15 protein-coding genes are annotated in these 15,341 nt (G+C 74.8%); 3 read left to right on the top strand and 12 right to left on the bottom strand.

The window, feature by feature from the left end:
* Positions 1–38: 38 nt before the first annotated feature.
* The 8 genes from pheT to infC all read right to left on the bottom strand — a co-directional run bounded on the left by pheT (position 39) and on the right by infC (position 8,513).
* Entirely contained in the window at positions 39–2,531 is a 2,493-nt protein-coding gene (gene pheT / locus amrb99_RS15140; RefSeq protein ID WP_190856580.1) for a phenylalanine--tRNA ligase subunit beta, read from the bottom strand.
* On the bottom strand, positions 2,531–3,640 hold the full coding sequence (pheS, locus tag amrb99_RS15135; RefSeq protein ID WP_190856579.1) for a phenylalanine--tRNA ligase subunit alpha: 1,110 nt from the start codon (positions 3,638–3,640) through the stop codon (positions 2,531–2,533). Before pheS ends, pheT begins: the two co-directional genes overlap by 1 nt.
* Positions 3,641–3,775: 135 nt before the next feature.
* Positions 3,776–4,843: an ATP-binding protein gene (locus amrb99_RS15130; RefSeq protein WP_347256682.1), complete on the bottom strand. Its 1,068-nt coding sequence runs from the start codon at positions 4,841–4,843 to the stop codon at positions 3,776–3,778.
* A 335-nt stretch (positions 4,844–5,178) separates the two neighbouring features.
* Positions 5,179–5,736 carry an STAS domain-containing protein gene (locus amrb99_RS15125; RefSeq protein ID WP_347256681.1) on the bottom strand — a complete coding sequence of 186 codons (558 nt, stop codon included), beginning with the start codon at positions 5,734–5,736 and terminating at the stop codon, positions 5,179–5,181.
* A 363-nt stretch (positions 5,737–6,099) separates the two neighbouring features.
* Positions 6,100–6,915: an RNA methyltransferase gene (locus tag amrb99_RS15120; protein ID WP_190856577.1), complete on the bottom strand. Its 816-nt coding sequence runs from the start codon at positions 6,913–6,915 to the stop codon at positions 6,100–6,102.
* A 34-nt stretch (positions 6,916–6,949) separates the two neighbouring features.
* Entirely contained in the window at positions 6,950–7,318 is a 369-nt protein-coding gene (gene rplT / locus amrb99_RS15115) for a 50S ribosomal protein L20 (RefSeq protein WP_151544049.1), read from the bottom strand.
* 69 nt (positions 7,319–7,387) lie between these two features.
* Positions 7,388–7,582: a 50S ribosomal protein L35 gene (gene rpmI / locus amrb99_RS15110; protein ID WP_067468638.1), complete on the bottom strand. Its 195-nt coding sequence runs from the start codon at positions 7,580–7,582 to the stop codon at positions 7,388–7,390.
* 373 nt (positions 7,583–7,955) lie between these two features.
* Positions 7,956–8,513: a translation initiation factor IF-3 gene (infC, locus tag amrb99_RS15105; RefSeq protein ID WP_281382898.1), complete on the bottom strand. Its 558-nt coding sequence runs from the start codon at positions 8,511–8,513 to the stop codon at positions 7,956–7,958.
* Between the two features lie 560 nt (positions 8,514–9,073).
* On the opposite strand from infC, the gene amrb99_RS15100 reads away from it, so the two are divergent.
* Both amrb99_RS15100 and amrb99_RS15095 read left to right on the top strand, forming a co-directional pair.
* A complete protein-coding gene (locus amrb99_RS15100; RefSeq protein ID WP_190856576.1) occupies positions 9,074–9,571 on the top strand; it encodes an NUDIX hydrolase in 498 nt (165 codons plus the stop codon).
* A gap of 7 nt (positions 9,572–9,578) precedes the next feature.
* On the top strand, positions 9,579–10,535 hold the full coding sequence (locus amrb99_RS15095; protein ID WP_190856575.1) for a carbohydrate kinase family protein: 957 nt from the start codon (positions 9,579–9,581) through the stop codon (positions 10,533–10,535).
* Here amrb99_RS15095 and amrb99_RS15090 read toward each other — a convergent pair.
* Entirely contained in the window at positions 10,511–11,248 is a 738-nt protein-coding gene (locus amrb99_RS15090) for a hypothetical protein (RefSeq protein WP_190856574.1), read from the bottom strand. The two genes, amrb99_RS15095 and amrb99_RS15090, sit on opposite strands and share 25 nt — an antisense overlap.
* A gap of 153 nt (positions 11,249–11,401) precedes the next feature.
* On the opposite strand from amrb99_RS15090, the gene amrb99_RS15085 reads away from it, so the two are divergent.
* Positions 11,402–12,781 (top strand): prenyltransferase/squalene oxidase repeat-containing protein, encoded by a 1,380-nt coding sequence (locus tag amrb99_RS15085; RefSeq protein WP_190856573.1) that lies wholly within the window; start codon positions 11,402–11,404, stop codon positions 12,779–12,781.
* A gap of 56 nt (positions 12,782–12,837) precedes the next feature.
* On the opposite strand, the gene amrb99_RS15080 is transcribed toward amrb99_RS15085, so the two are convergent.
* From amrb99_RS15080 to ruvX, 3 genes are read right to left on the bottom strand one after another with little or no spacing between them, the layout of a single operon-like run.
* On the bottom strand, positions 12,838–13,680 hold the full coding sequence (locus tag amrb99_RS15080; protein WP_190856572.1) for a shikimate dehydrogenase: 843 nt from the start codon (positions 13,678–13,680) through the stop codon (positions 12,838–12,840).
* Positions 13,681–13,704: 24 nt separating this feature from the next.
* The gene (mltG, locus tag amrb99_RS15075) at positions 13,705–14,874 is read right to left on the bottom strand and encodes an endolytic transglycosylase MltG (protein WP_190856571.1); all 1,170 of its coding nucleotides are present in this window, start codon (positions 14,872–14,874) and stop codon (positions 13,705–13,707) included.
* A complete protein-coding gene (ruvX, locus tag amrb99_RS15070) occupies positions 14,871–15,329 on the bottom strand; it encodes a Holliday junction resolvase RuvX (RefSeq protein WP_190856570.1) in 459 nt (152 codons plus the stop codon). The genes mltG and ruvX overlap by 4 nt, the downstream gene beginning before the upstream one ends.
* Positions 15,330–15,341 lie beyond the last annotated feature (12 nt).

The following is a 15,341-nucleotide window of genomic DNA, read 5'->3' as shown; positions in this document are numbered from 1 at the left end:
GCGCCGCGGATCAGGCGCCTCGGATCAGGCGCCTCGGATCAGGCGCCGCGCAGCACGGCGCCGGTGCGGTCGGCCGCGACGGCGACCGCGGCGTCCCGGGCCTGCGACGCCTCCTCGGCGGTGAGGGTGCGGTCCGGCGCGCGGAACCGCAGCGAGTAGGCCAGGGACTTGCGGCCCTCCCCCACCTGCTCGCCGGTGTAGACGTCGAACAGCCGGATCGCCTCCAGCAGCTCGCCCGCGCCGTCGCGCAGCGCCGCCTCCACCTCCGCGGCGGGCACGGCGGAGTCGACCACGAGCGCGACGTCCTGCGTGGCGACCGGGTAGGTCGACACGTGCGGCGCGCGCACCTCCACCGGCTCGCCGAGGCGGCGCAGCTCCAGCTCCATCGCGCAGGAGCGCTCCGGCAGGCCGTACGCCTTGGTGACGCGCGGGTGCAGCTCACCGGCGTGCCCGACGAGCGCGTCCCCCGCGTACAGCGCGGCGCAGCGGCCCGGGTGCCAGGGCGCGTGCCGGTCGGCCTTCACCGTCAGCTCCACGCCGACCTCGGCCGCCACCAGCCGCGCGGCCTGCACCGCGTCCGCCCAGATCGCCGGGCGCCCGCCGCCCCACCAGCCCGAGGGCTCGCGGTCGCCGGACAGCACGACCGCCACCCGGTGCGGCTGGTCGGGCAGCGCCGCCTCGACGGACGCGACCTCCTCGGCCGTCGGGCCGCGGTCCACCGCGAGGCGCGGCGCCCGCTCCGGCGCGTCCGGGCGCGGCCGGAACACCACGCCCAGCTCGAACAGCGCCGTGTCGGGGAACCCGCGCCCCACGTTGTGCGCCAGCGTCCGCAGCAGGCCCGGCAGCAGCGTGGTGCGCAGCAGTGGCTCCTGCTCCGACAGCGGGTTCGCCAGCCGCAGCGCGCGCCGGCGCGCGTCGTCGGCGGGCAGCTGCAGGTCGTCCCAGTCCTTCGCGGAGACGAACGGGAACGCCAGCACCTCGACGTAACCCGCGCCGGCGAGCACGCGGCCGACCCGGCGGCGCAGCCGCTGCTGGATCGTCAGGCCGCGCCCGGCCGACGGGCGCGGCGCGCGCGCCGGGATGTCCTCGTAGCCCTCGAGGCGGATGACCTCCTCGGCGAGGTCGTTCGGGTCGGTCAGGTCGGGCCGCCACGACGGCGGCGCCACCATGAGGACGTGGCCCTCGCCGGGGCCGGAGCCCTCGACGGCGCAGCCGACCTGCTCCAGCCGCCGCACGACCGTGTCCCGCCCGTAGGTCACGCCCGCGACCCGGTCGGGGTGCCCCGCCGGCATCGTGATCGTGACCCGCTCGACCGGGGCCTCGGCGTGCGTGACGCCCGGCGCGATCTCCGCGCCGCCCAGCTCCGCCAGCATCCGCGCCGCGCGGTACGAGGCGTACAGCGGCAGCTCGCGGTCGACGCCGCGCTCGAACCGGTACGACGCCTCGCTGTGCAGCTTGTGGCGGCGGCTCATCCGGGCGGTGCCGATCGCGTCGAAGTGCGCGGCCTCGATGACGATGTCGGTCGACCGGTCGTCGATCTCCGTCGCGAGACCGCCCATCGTCCCGGCCATCGAGATCGGGCCCGACTCGTCGGTGATGAGGATGTCCTCGGGGTCCAGCTTGCGCTTGACGTGGTCGAGGGTCTCCAGGCTCTCGCCCTTCTCGGCGCGCCGCACCACGATCGGGCCGGTGAGCTTCACGCGGTCGAACGTGTGCAGCGGCTGCCCGAGCTCCAGCATCAGGTAGTTCACGATGTCGACCGCCAGCGACACCGGCCGCATCCCCGCGCGGTGCAGGCGGACCTGCATCCACATCGGGGTCCGCGCGTCCGGGTCGAAGCCGCGCACCTCCCGCAGGACGATCCGGTCGCACGCGGTCGGGTCGCCGATCGTCGCCGGGTACGCCTCGCCGTTCTTGGCGGGCAGCTCCACGTCCGCCGGGTCCTTGAACGGGACGTCGTAGGCGATCGCGGCCTCCCGGGCGATGCCGCGGATGGACAGCGCGTAGCTGCGGTCCGGGGTGACGGCGATGTCGAGGACCTCGTCGCGGATGCCGAGCAGCTCGACGGCGTCGGCGCCGACGGGCGCGTCCGGCGGCAGCACGAGGATGCCGCTGTGGTCGTCGCCGATGCCGAGCTCGGTGACCGAGCAGATCATGCCCTCGGACATCTTGCCGTAGGTCTTGCGGGCGCCGATCTGGAAGCCGCCGGGCAGCACGCCGCCGGGCAGGATCACCACGACCCGGTCGCCGGCCTCGAAGTTCGTCGCGCCGCAGATGATGTTCTGCGGCTCACCGGTGCCGTTGGCGTCGCCGACGTCGACCCGGCAGTAGCGGATCGGCTTCTTGAAGCCGGTCAGCTCCTCGAACTCGAGGACCTCGCCGACCACGAGCGTGCCGGAGATGTCGGCGCCGGCCTGCTCGACCGTCTCGACCTCCAGGCCCGCCGCGATCAGCCGGGCGGCCAGGTCCCGGCCGGTCACGCCGGCCGGCAGCTCGACGTGCTCGCGCACCCAGGAAAGCGGGGCCCGCATCAGATCTCCATCCCGAACGGGAGGGTGAACCGGACGTCGCCCTCCACCATGTCGTACATGTCCTCCACGCCGTGCCGGAACATCAGCGTCCGCTCGACGCCCAGCCCGAACGCCCAGCCGCTGTAGCGGTCCGGGTCGACGCCGCAGGCCACCAGCACCCGCGGGTTGACCATGCCGCAGCCGCCCAGCTCGATCCAGCCCTCCGAGCCGCAGGTGCGGCACGGTTCGCCGCCCGGCTCGGCGGACGCGCCGCGGCACACGAAGCACTGCATGTCCACCTCCGCCGACGGCTCGGTGAACGGGAAGTAGGACGGCCGGAACCGGGTCTTCAGCCCCGCGCCGAACATGCCGGTGACGAACGCGTCGATGCCGCCGCGCAGGTCCGCCATCGTCAGGCCCTCGTCGACGGCGAGGCCCTCCAGCTGGTGGAACACCGGGCTGTGCGTGGCGTCCAGCTCGTCGGTGCGGAACGTGCGGCCCGGCGCGACCACGTACACCGGCAGCGGCCGCGACAGCAGCGACCTGATCTGCATCGGCGAGGTGTGCGTGCGCATCACCAGCCCGGACTCCTCCGACTCCACGAAGAAGGTGTCCTGCATGGTGCGGGCCGGGTGGTCGGGCAGGAAGTTCAGGGCGTCGAAGTTGAACCACTCCGCCTCGACCTCGGGGCCCTCGGAGACCTCGAAGCCCATCGCGACGAAGACGTCGGCCATCCGCTCCTGCATGGTGGTCAGCGGGTGCCGGGCGCCGCGCGGCGCGCGGTCCCAGGGCAGCGTGACGTCGACGGTCTCCTCGACGAGGACCCGCTGGTCGCGCTCCTCCTCCAGGACGGCCTGGCGCTCCTTCAGCGCCTTGGACACCGCGCCGCGGGCGGCGCCGATGCGCTTGCCCGCGTCGGCGCGCGCCGCCGGCGGCAGCGCGCCTATCTCGCGGTTGGCGAGGGCCAGCGGGGAACGGTCGCCGGCGTGCGCCAGGCGGACCTGCTTGAGTGCGTCGAGGTCGGCGGCCGCGGCGATCGCCGCGAGCGCCTCGTCGCGGGCCCGGTCCAGCTGCTCGGGCTGCAGCGCGGAGACCTCGACGGGGTCATAGGACTTGTTGGGTGCAGACATGGTGGTGTGATCGACTCCGGTCGGCGTGGGACGCCCGCAGTCTAGTGCGCGGGCGGTGAGGATCCGGAAAGCGTGCGCGTGACGCGCGGCCCGCCCGGAGCCCTTCCGCTGCCGCGGGCCGCGCCCGGGACGGGCTCAGCTCGCGTGGTCGGGGGCCCCTGCGGGCACGGTAAATCGGAACTCGGCGCCGCCGCCGGGCGCCCGCCGCACGGTGATCGCGCCGCCGTGCGCCTCGACCAGGCCCTTCACGATGTACAGGCCGAGGCCGGTGCCGCCGCGCCGGTTGCCGCCCGGGCCGCGCCAGAACTGCCGGAAGACGCGCTGGACGGCCTCGGGCGGTATGCCCTCGCCCTCGTCGCGCACCGACACGGCGGCCCCCTCCTTATGCGCGTCCGGCTCTACCACGATGGTGACGGTCCCAGCGCCGTGCCGCACCGCGTTTTCCACCAGGTTGCCCAGGATCTGGTCCATCTTGTCGGGATCGAGCCACATTTCGGGCAGTTCCCCGCGGACCTCGAACCGGAACCGGTCCTCGGCGTCGCCGGCGGCGACCCGGCCCGCGATGACCTTGCGGACCTCCTCGGGCAGGTCGACGACCTGGCGGCGCATCTCCAGCCGGCCCGCCTCGATCCGGGACACGTCCAGCAGCTCGGTGATCAGCCGGGTGACGCGGTCGGCGTCGGCGTTGACGGTCTCCAGCATGACCCGCTTCTGGTCGTCGTTGAAGCGGTGCCACTTGGCCAGCAGCGTCGCGGTGAAGCCCTTGACGCTGGTCAGCGGGGAGCGCAGCTCGTGCGCGACGGTCGACACGAGGTCGGCGCGGTCGCGCTCCTGGCGGGCGCGGTGCTGCGCGTCGCGCAGGCAGACGGTGAACCGCTCGACGCGGCCGCCCTCGCCGCGCCGGTATCCGGCGGTCACCAGCAGCTCGGTGCCGCCGGCCAGGAACAGCGCCCGCTCGGGGTGCCGGGTGCGGGTCGCGAGGCCGTCGTAGGGCGACAGGCACTTCCACCAGTCGCGGCCTTCGGCGTCGTGCAGCGGCAGGACGTCGCGGAAGTCGCGGCCCAGCGCGGCCGCGGCGGCGATCCCGGTCATCCGCTCGGCGGCGGCGTTGAACACCACGACGCGGGCGTCGCGGTCGGCGACCAGCAGCCCGTCCGGCAGGTCGTCCACCTGGCCGGGCTCGAAGAGAGCGCGCGCGGCCACGCCGGGGGGTTCCTCTCCGCCCACAGCGGCCTCCAGAACACCGGTAGAGCGCGGCCTGTCGAGAAGAGACTCTATCCGCAGTCGGGGCCCTTGCGGGACCCGGAGAACGCCTAGCGGCAAGGCATTTGTAGCCGCCGGGCAGGTCCCGGGCGGGCGTCCCCGGACCGGCTCCGGGCGGGGCGGCACGCGCCGCGGAGAGCATGATCGACACGGCCCCGACCCTGACCTGCGCGACCGGGGCCGCGAGACCGTCTCGGGCCGCGCCCGATCATGCTCGTGACCGGGCGTGCCCGGTCCGCTCCGACGTGCTTCGACGGTCTCGTTCGTGCCGGTGCTCAGCGGGAGCCGGTCGGCGAGCCCTGGCCCGCGAGCGCGCCCGCCACGTCCGCGTGGACGGTGAACAGCCGGTGCAGGCCGGTGATCCGCAGCAGCCGCAGCTGGGCGGGCCGGACACCGGCCAGCACGATCTCGCCGCCGGTGGCGGAGATCTCGTTGTGCGCGCCGACCAGCGCGCCGAGGCCCGCCGCGTCGCAGAACGGGACGGCGGCGAAGTCCAGCACCAGCCGGCGCGCCCCCGCGCCGTGCGCCTTGACCAGCCGGGCCCGCAGGCCGTCCGCGGTGTGCAGGTCGATCTCGCCGGTCACCGTGACGACGGCGGTCCCCGGCCGCCGCTCGGCCACCTCGATCTCCAGGCCGGCCACCGGGCCGGACGTCCACGCGGCGGCCACGTCGGGCGCCGCGCCAAGGGTCCCGGCCCCCGGCGAGAACGTGCCGGGCGCCGCGGAGGCGCGGGGCACGGCCTGGCCGGCGCCCGTCCGGCACCGGATCTCCGGCGCGCGACGGCCCGGCCGTCTCGCCGGCCTGGTCTCCTCGGTCATCACGTTCGCCCCCACTTCGTGCGGCTCCCTTGCCGCCCTGGTCAACGCCCCTGGTCAACACCGTAGGCAGCGGGTCGGAGCGGTGGAATCCACCGCCGGACCGGTATCCCGCTCCTACCTGGGAATGAGTTCCCCGCGTCGGCGGGCCCCCTGCCCCTCCGTCCGCGGGAAGACCATCTTCGCAGCTCACATGCCACGAAACGGCCTCGAATACGACCGCTTGCGGCCAACCGGCCACGGAACGCATTGAACCTTCGCGGCCGCTCCCACGTGACCGCCCGTTCGCCCGGGCCCGAGAAACGTCACGGGCTTGCCGGGTGCCGCGCCGTACCGGGCGCGCGGCCGTCTCAGCCTCGGCGCTGCGCCCGGGCGGCCGTCTCAGCCTCGGCGCTGCGCCCGGGCCGAGGCGTACAGGCAGACGGCCGCGGCCGTCGCCAGGTTGAGGCTCTCGGCCCGGCCGTAGATCGGCACCCGGACGACCTCGTCCACGTGCCGGAGGATCTCCTCGGGCAGGCCCCACGCCTCGTTGCCGAACACCCAGGCGGTGGGCCGTGCCAGCAGCCCCTGGTCGATGGCGTCGTCCAGGGTCCGGTCGCCCGCGCCGTCGGCGGCCAGCACCGTCAGCCCCGCCCGCTTCAGCTCGGGGATGAGGGTGTCGAAGCGCGGGCCGACCACGACCGGCAGATGGAACAGGCTGCCCGCCGAGGCGCGCACGCACTTGCCGTTGTAGGGGTCGACGGACGCGTCGGTGAACACCACCGTCTCCGACCCCGCCGCGTCGGCGGTGCGCAGCACCGTCCCGGCGTTGCCGGGGTCGCGGACGTGCGCGAGGACGGTCACCAGCCGCGGTCCGGCCTCCAGCGCGCCGGCCAGCGGGACGTCCACGAACTCGCAGACCGCCAGCAGCCCCTGCGGGGTGACGGTCTGCGCCAGCTCGGCCATGATCTCGCCGCTGACCCGCAGCACCGGGACCCCGGCGCGCTCGGCGGCGCCGACCAGCTCGGGATGGCGGGTCTCGGCCTCGGCCGTGGTGAACAGCTCGGCCAGCCCGCCGGGGATCTCCAGCGCCTCCCGCACCGCCTGCGGCCCCTCGGCGAGGAACCGCCCCTCACGGCGCCGGAAGGCGCGTTTGGCGAGCCGGCGAGCGGCCTTCACCCGTGGTGATCGGATAGAGGTCAGCTCGCGGCCCGCCATGTCGCCGTACTCGCCCGTCGCCAGGTCGCCCGGCTCAGGCGGCCTCCGCCGGGAGCGCGTCCTTGGCCACCTTGACCAGGGCGGCGAACGCGGGGGCGTCGTTCACGGCGAGCTCGGCCAGCATGCGCCGGTCGACCTCGACCTCGGCGGCCTTCAGGCCCTGGATGAACCGGTTGTAGGTGATGCCGTTGGCGCGGGCCGCGGCGTTGATCCGCTGGATCCACAGGCGGCGGAACTGGCCCTTGCGGTCCTTGCGGTCCCGGAAGGCGTAGGTCATCGAGTGGAGCTGCTGCTCCTTGGCCTTGCGGTACAGCCGCGAACGCTGGCCGCGGTAGCCGCTCGACCGCTCCAGAACGACCCGACGCTTCTTGGCGGCGTTGACCGCCCGCTTCACGCGTGCCACGTGCTGAACTCCTTCGTGGGGGCCGGAGCCGTCCTGGCGCCGGCCGGTCGTCGATGTTGCCGGTCGGTGCTACTTGCGCAGCAGCTTCTTGATGTTCTTGGCGTCGGCGTCGGCCACCACGGCCGGGCCGGACAGGCGGCGCGTCCGCTTGGTGGGCTTGTGCTCGAGCAGGTGGTTCTTGTTGGCGCGGCGGCGCATCACCTTGCCGGAGCCGGTCAGCTTGAAGCGCTTCTTGGCACCGCTGTGGGTCTTGGTCTTCGGCATGGTCGCCGTCGTCTCCCTCGTTCCCGGGCCCCCGTGCGGCGGCACGGGAGCGCACCTGATCGGCACGCCGCGTTCGGACGCGTGCGACGCGCCAGGTCAGGCTTCAATGTACGTGCGTAACGACCCCGCGGAAGCCACGAGGCCGCGGACGGGCCCCCGCCGCGGCGGGGGCCAGGCGGCCCTCGCGGGCCGCGGGCGTTGCGGCCGGACCGGCGTCCCGGCCGGTCCGGCACCTTGGTCGTTCGGGCACCGCCCCCGGTGCGCCCTGCCGTGCGGCGGGCAGCACCGAGCGGGGCGCCGCGGTCGAGCGTTCACGACCGGGCGCCGTGACCGCCTTCGCGGCCGGCGTCTCGCTCGCGCGGTCGGCGGCCGGTCAGGCCGGGCCGGTCGCCGCGTCCTGCTCGCGGCTCGCGGCGCGCTCCGCCTTGGCCTCCGCCTTCTTCTTGTGCGGACCGAGCACCATGATCATGTTTCGGCCGTCCTGCTTGGGCCGCGACTCGACGAAGCCGAGCTCCTCGACGTCGTCGGCCAGCCGCTGCAGCAGCCGGAAACCGAGCTCCGGGCGGGACTGCTCACGACCACGGAACATGATCGTGACCTTCACCTTGTCCCCGGCCTTCAGGAACCGCACCACGTGACCCTTCTTGGTCTCGTAGTCGTGCGGGTCGATCTTCGGGCGGAGCTTGATCTCCTTGATGATCGTGTGCGCCTGGTTCTTCCGCGCCTCACGCGCCTTCATCGCGGACTCGTACTTGAACTTGCCGTAGTCCATGAGCTTGGCGACGGGCGGGCGCGCGGTGGGCGCCACCTCGACCAGGTCGAGGTCCGACTCACGCGCGAGTTCAAGGGCCTTGGCGATGGGCACGATGCCCACCTGTTCGCCGTTCGGGCCGACGAGCCGGACCTCGGGCACGCGAATGCGGTCGTTGATACGCGGTTCGGCGCTGATGGGACCTCCTTGGGGCCGTTCTCAAGTTCTGGGACCGGTCGTACCCCGAGGCTCTCACGCGAAAAGCCCCGCACGACTCACGTGCGGGGCCACCTTCGGTCGCCCTGGACGGTGGAACCGTCCGGGGACGACGGCGGGACGAGCGCGCCGCGCCCGTTCGCCGGACCGATACCCACCGGCCGCACGGCCGGTCAGGTGGGAGGTGGCCTCCGCTTGAGCGCCCGGCGCGCACGACCTCGTCGGTCGCGTGCACAGGGCCGGTCGGCCACCAACACTACCACCTGCGAGGCGCGTGCGCGCCCCGCGGGATCCGCGTCCACCGCGGGGTACGCCGCTCGTAGTAACCCGGCGGGCCGCCTCCGCATTCCCGGGGGCGGGACGCCCTCCGCGCGCGGACCGGTCGCCGGTCCCCCTCCGGCCGCCTTTTCCCACGTGGAGGTGAGGGTCATCTGGCCGGGCGGGCCCCTCGCCCGGGACGTCCGCGTTGTTACCGTGGTGCCAGGACGGCCCGGTGGGGCCGGTGCCAGAGAGGTATTCCCGTGATGCCCTCCGTCGAGACCGGTTCCCCCGGCCCCCGCACCGCGTCGCCGCCGGTCCGCCTGCAGTTCGCGCAGAAGGCGTTCATCACGGCCGGGGGGCGGCTGCTGATGGTGCGCAAGGCGGCGTCCGACCCGTTCCAGCCCGGCCGCTGGGAGGTGCCCGGCGGCCGGCTGGACGTCGGGGGCGACCTGGACCTCGACGACCACATCCGGCGGGAGGTGTGGGAGGAGGTCGGCCTGAAGATCGAGCCGGGGCCGCCGTTCCACCTGTGGCAGTGGTTCATGGAGGACCGGTCCCCGGACGGGGCGGGCGGGAGGGTCCGGGTGGTCGCGGCGGCCCGCCGCTGCCGCCCGCTGACGCTCGACGTCGCGTTCGGCAACCAGGACGAGAGCGACCACCTGGACGGATGCGCCTGGGTGCCGCTGGACGAGGTGTGCTCCTACCCGCTGATCCCGAGCCTGCGCCCGGTGGTGCGGGCGTTCCTGCCGCTCGCCCGCTGACGGTCGGATGGACACGGGGATGGACGCGGGCGGCGCTGGCCGCTCCCCCATGCGCCCGCCCCGCCTGGACGGGACGGGCAGGCGCCGCTTCTCCCTGTTCGTCATCGGCGACGTGCGGATCGAGGTGCGGGCGGCGCTCGACGTCCGCTTCGGCGAGGTGACCGCCGACCGGCTCTGCTACGGGCCCGCGCGCGCTCTGGTCGCGGGGACGGCGGTGAACCTGGCCCGGTGCGCGGTGGCCCGCTTCCGCCGGGTGAGCGTGCTGGCGAAGGTCGGCGACGACGAGTTCACGCCGGTGATCCGGCGGGAGCTGCGCCGGATCGGCGCCCGGGATCGGCTGCGCGTCGAGCCGGGTGCGCCGAACGGGGTGACGGTGATGGTGCGCGACCGGCCGGCCGGCGGCGGGCCGGGGGTGCGGCTGCTGGTCGCCGAGCAGGACGCGCCGGGCCGCCGGCTGACCGAGTCGGAGGTCCGCTCGGCCGCGGGCGCGATCCGCCGGGCGGACGTGCTGGTCCTGGACGGGTACTCGCTGCTGTCGCCGGTGTCGCGGGCGGCGCTGCGCGCGGCTGCGGAGGCGGCGCGCACGGCGGGCACCGCGGTGGCGTTCGATCTGGTCCCGCATGACATCGACGCGCGGCTTGCGGCGGCGGACGTGCTGCCGGTCCTGTCGGCGGCGGACGTGGTGTTCGCGGAGGCACCGACACTGGCGCGGCTGCTCGGTCGTGGTGTCCCCGCCGGGGCGGACGAGGTGCGGGCGCTGGCGCGCGCGCTCGACGGCGCGGTCGCGGGGCGGCCTCTGTGGTTGCTGCGCTTCGGCCCGACGCTGCTGGAGCGGGTGCTGGCCTACCAGCGGGAAGGGCTGTCGATGGAGTACGGGACCGGGTACCGCGACGGGGACGCGCGCGCGGGGTTCGGTGATCGGCTGGCGGCGTGCGAGCTCTACTGGTGGCTGTCGTCGCGGTGATCGCGCGGGGGCGGGCCGTCGAGGGCGGAGGCCGCGGGCCGCAACGTCCGCAGGGTCCGCAGGAAGCGCCGCCGGCTTTCGGGGAGCCCGAACGTCTGCTGCCAGCGCCACGTCCCGCCCGCGAGGGCCGTCTCATGCGCGGGTCCGCCTTCCAGAGCGGCAGCGACGGCCCAGCGCAGGAACTGGCCGCGCACTCCGTCGCCGGAATGGACGGTCGCCGTGCCGCGCTCGTCGATGAGCAGGTAGGAGCGCCCGGTGCGGAAGCGGGCCCAGAGCGCCGCGTGTCCGGCGGGGGCGCCCGGCAGGCCCTGCTCTTCCACCACGGCGCGGACGCCGGGCGTCCCCGGCAGGAAGTGCCAGTGCGCGTGGTCGATGCACGCGCCGCCGCCCTGTGACCGCGCGGGCCCGTGCTCGAAGAGCAGCAGGTCGCCCGCCCCGTAGGCGTGCAGGTAGAGGCGGGCGACGCGGTCGCGCCAGCGCAGGGCGCCGTCCCACAGCCGCTCGTCGAAGTCGCCCGCGCACTGGCGGTGCTCGCGCGTGACGAGGAGGAGGTGCCCGTCGGCGAGCGGCGCGACGTCCGGCATCAGCAGGAAGTCGCGGTCCCCGGCGAGGACGGACGCCTCGCCGGGCAGGTCGGCCATGGCGTTGATCCGGAACCGGAGGGGCGGGCACAGCACGCACTCGCGGCCGGGCTGGGCCGACGGCTCGGCCAACGCCTCCTCCAAGCACACGGGACGCACGGGCGGGCGCTTCCAGCGTGCCCGCGGGGCCGCGCCGGCGATCTGTGCGGCCACGGCCACAGACCCGGCACCCGAGGGGTACAAAACATGGCCGAACGGGCACATACGGGGAGAGAAGGCAACACCGTGAACCAGACCCCACAGCCCCCCGCACCCGCGCCCCGCGCCGCCCCTCCCGCCACCGCGTCCTCCGGCGCCCGCGCCGCTCCCGTCATCGACATGGCGGTGCTCGAAGCCCGCCTCGACGAGTCCCTGGACGTCCTGCGCGACACCTACGCGCCCGCCCCCGGCAGCGGCGGCGGCTGGTACCACGAGCTGGCCCGGCCCGAGCCCGGGACGACCGCGACGGCGCTCGGGCTGCTGGCGTTCGTGGAGGCGGGCCGCCCGTTCGAGCACTTCGACGAGGGTCTGGCGTTCCTCGCCGAACGGCAGGCCGCCTCCTCCGACGCGCTGCGCGACGGCGGGTGGGCGACCGGCACGAGCCTCGGCATGCCCGTGGTCGAGGCGACCGGGTGGATCGCCCGGTTCCTCGCCCGCGCCCGCTGCGACCTGCGCGAGGACGCCCCGGATCTGCGGCGCGCCTACCGGTGGCTGCTGCGCAACCAGAACCCCGACGGAGGCTGGGGCTCGCTGTACGGCTCCGCGTCCCGGGTGTGGCAGACGTGCCTGGCGCTGCGCGCGCTCTCCCAGCTCAACCCGTACGACGCGGCGGTGGACCGGGGCGTGGAGTGGCTGACGGCCGATCGGACCGCGTACCGGCCCGCGTGGGGACCGGTGCCGGCGGCCGCGCCGACCGTGACGCACACCGCGTTCGTCCTGGTGACGCTGGCGGAGGCGCGGCCGGGCCTGCGGACCGAGCGGCTGCTCGACGCCTACGACTGGCTGCTCGCCCACCTCGACCCCGACGACGACCACACCTGGATCGAGACCTACGAGGTGTCCCCGCACGGCCTCGGGTCGCGGCCGGTGTGGCGGCTGGCCCTGTGGCACTACGGCCTGCCGATCGCGCTGACGGCGCTGCTGCGGGACCCGCGCGGCCCGCACGGGCCGACGGTCGCCCGCGCGTTCCGGACGCTGGCGCGCGGCGAGGTCACCGACCCCCGCCGCTACGGGCCGCCGGGCGGCGGCCGCACGTCGCTGTGGACGCTGTGGTGGCGGCTGGAGACGCTGATCGCGCTCACCCGCGTCCCGCTCGCCGGAGGCGCGGACGTGCTGCACTGGTTCCCGGACGCGACGGTCGTGCAGCGCGCCCACGCGCGCGAGCGCCCGGTGGCGGCGCTGCTCCCGCACCGCCGGTTCGCCGAGCCGGTGGCGCTGGTGCGGCGGCACTGGTCGAGGCTGGTGCTCGGCTTCGTCTGCGTGTCCAGCGCGTTCGGCGTCGCGCTGGGCGCCTGGGGGTGGCGCGACTTCTGGCTGAGCGTGATCGTGCCGATCGTGCTCGCCAGCGTGGACGAGTCGCTCAAGCGGCGGCGGACGCCGCGCGGCCCGCCCCCGGCGGCCCCCTGACCTGCGCGCCCCGACCCGCGCGGCCTGACCCGCCCTTCGTCTCGGCCGGTGGGGCGTCAGCCCGCGGAGGCCGCGGCGCGGCGGGCCAGCTCCGCCTCGCCGGCCGCGCGCATCGCCGCCACCGGAACGCCGTCGCGGCCGGTCATCAGCTCGACCTGCCGGACGGCCTGGTGCAGCAGCATCTCGAAGCCGCCGACGACCGTGCCGCCCGCGCGCTCCACGGCCGCGGCGAGCGCCGTGGGCCACGGCGCGTACACCACGTCGAACAGCGCGGCGCCGGACGCGGCGACCGGCCCGGCGAACGTGTCGGCGGCCCGTCCCGGCAGGGTCGACACCACCAGCCCGGCGGGCAGGTGGTCGGCGACCCGGTCGAGGGTGACGACCCGCACCGCCAGCCCGCAGCGCTCGCCGGCCTCGGCCGCCTCCGAGGCCCGGCCCGGGTCGCGGACCGCGAGGACGGCCGCGTCCAGGCCCAGCTCGGCGAGCGCGGCCAGCGCCGACGCGGCGGTCGCGCCGCCGCCCAGCACCACGGCGGGCCCGGGCGAACCGAGGCCCGCCTCGCCGAGCGCGGTGACGATGCCGTACACGTCGGTGTTGTCGGCGTGCCGGCGCCCGTCCCGGAAGACGAGCGTGTTGGCGCCGCCGACGCGCTCGGCCAGCTCCGACACCGAGTCGGCGAGCTTCAGCGCGACCCGCTTCAGCGGCATGGTCAGCGACAGGCCCGCCCACTCCGGCCCGAGGCCGTCCAGCAGCCGCGCGAGGCCGTCCTCGCCGCACTCGACGGCGTCGTAGCGCCAGCCGTCCAGGCCCATCGCCGCGTACGCCGCCCGGTGCAGCACCGGCGACAGCGAATGCGCGATCGGCGATCCCAGCACGGCGGCGCGCCGCACGTCACCCACCTGCCCGCTCCGATCCGTCACGCGTCAGCCGTTCGGGTGTTTCTTCTGCCACTCGCGGAACTCCTGCTCCAGCCTCTGGCGCTCCGCGTCGGTGCTGGCGAACTTCGTGACCTTGTGGGTGGGGTCGGTGGCCACGAAGTACAGCCAGTCCCCGGGCGCGGGAGCCAGCGCGGCCTCGATCGCGTCCGGGCCGGGGTTGCAGATCGGTCCCGGCGGCAGGCCCTTGTGCTTGTAGGTGTTGTACGGCGAATCGACCTGGAGGTCCCTGTTCCGCACGTCCAGCGTCCGCTTGTTCAGCGCGTACAGGACGGTGGTGTCGAACTGGAGCGCCATGCCGTTCTTCACCCGGTTGTAGATCACCCGGGAGATCTTCGGCAGGTCGCTCGGCTTGCCGCCCTCCGCCTGCGCGAGGCTGGCCAGCGTCAGCAGCTTCAGCGGGCTGAGCCCCGCCTCCTTCGCCTTGCCCTCCAGGTCGGAGCTGCTCGCCTCCTTGTTGAACGCGTCGACCATCTGCTGGACGATCTTCCGCGCCGACCCGTTCGGGTCGAGGTCGTAGCGGCCCGGGTACAGGAAGCCCTCGAGGTTCCCGCCGGCGTACGACGGCAGCCCGAGGCCGTTGGTGTTCTTCGCGACCGCCTGGAAGTCCCGGACGGGGATGCCGGTCTTCTTCGACAGCAGCTGGAAGACCTCGATCGCGCGCTTGCCCTCCGGGATGGAGATCTGGTTCCCGGACCGCGACTTCGGGTCCAGCAGCAGCGCCATCGCCGCCTTCGACGACATCTGGAGGCGCATCTGGTAGAAGCCCGGCTGGATGCTGGAGGCGCGCGACTCGGCGTTGTAGACCTTCACGAACGCGCGGGTGCTCTTCACCACGCGGTGCTCCTGGAGCGTCGTGGCGATCACCGCGCCGCTCGCGCCGTCCTTCACCTGGACCGTGACATTGCCGGTACCGGCACCGGAGTAGTCCGGCGGGTGGAGCCGGTTGTCCAGGATCGCGACGCCGAACACCCCCGCGGTGCCGAACACCGCGACGATGAAGGCCAGCGCGAACAGGAACGCCGCGCGGCCGCTGCGGCGCCGCCGCTTCTGCCGCTTGCGGGCGCGCCGCTGGTCCCGCCGGCTCGGCGGCTCCTGCGGCTGCCCCTCCTCGTACGGATCACCGTACGGATCGGAGAAAAGGTCCAAATCGTTCATGAGCTCCCCCGGACGATCTCGCCTGGGGGGCGCCCGGTCAACCGTTCCCCGTCCAGGGCCGCTTGAAGCAGGACCGCTGCGGCGGCCTGATCGACGACCTTGCGGCGGGCCTGACCGCGCACTCCCCCCGCCCGCAGCCCGCTCTCGGCCGTGACGGTGGTGAGCCGCTCGTCGTACAGCCGGACCGCCTCCGGGGGAAGGCGGTCCGCCAGCCGCGCGGCGAACCTGCGCGCCGACTGCGCCGCCGGGCCCTCGCGGCCCGACAGCGACGTCGGCAGCCCGACGACCACCTCGATCGCCTCGTACTCGGCCACCAGCTCGACGAGCCGGTCGACGTCGCCCCTGCCGCTCTTCACGGTCTCCAGGGGCGTGGCGAGGATCCCGCCCGGATCGCACCGGGCGACGCCGACCCGGACGCTGCCCACGTCCACCCCGAGCCGCACGCCCTGCCTCATCGCCCCGCTCCG

Source organism: Actinomadura sp. RB99, assembly GCF_014706005.1.
Taxonomy (GTDB): domain Bacteria; phylum Actinomycetota; class Actinomycetes; order Streptosporangiales; family Streptosporangiaceae; genus Spirillospora.
The sequence above is the reverse complement of the archived record's forward strand: the minus strand, read 5'-3'. Positions and strand labels throughout refer to the sequence as shown.

Coding starts and splice junctions, on each gene's coding strand:
- pheT (WP_190856580.1), bottom strand. CDS start 2,531: ATGCGGGCCCCGCTTTCCTGGGTGCGCGAGCACGTCGAGCTGCCGGCC.
- pheS (WP_190856579.1), bottom strand. CDS start 3,640: ATGTCTGCACCCAACAAGTCCTATGACCCCGTCGAGGTCTCCGCGCTG.
- amrb99_RS15120 (WP_190856577.1), bottom strand. CDS start 6,915: ATGGCGGGCCGCGAGCTGACCTCTATCCGATCACCACGGGTGAAGGCC.
- rpmI (WP_067468638.1), bottom strand. CDS start 7,582: ATGCCGAAGACCAAGACCCACAGCGGTGCCAAGAAGCGCTTCAAGCTG.
- amrb99_RS15100 (WP_190856576.1), top strand. CDS start 9,074: ATGCCCTCCGTCGAGACCGGTTCCCCCGGCCCCCGCACCGCGTCGCCG.
- amrb99_RS15095 (WP_190856575.1), top strand. CDS start 9,579: ATGGACACGGGGATGGACGCGGGCGGCGCTGGCCGCTCCCCCATGCGC.
- mltG (WP_190856571.1), bottom strand. CDS start 14,874: ATGAACGATTTGGACCTTTTCTCCGATCCGTACGGTGATCCGTACGAG.
- ruvX (WP_190856570.1), bottom strand. CDS start 15,329: ATGAGGCAGGGCGTGCGGCTCGGGGTGGACGTGGGCAGCGTCCGGGTC.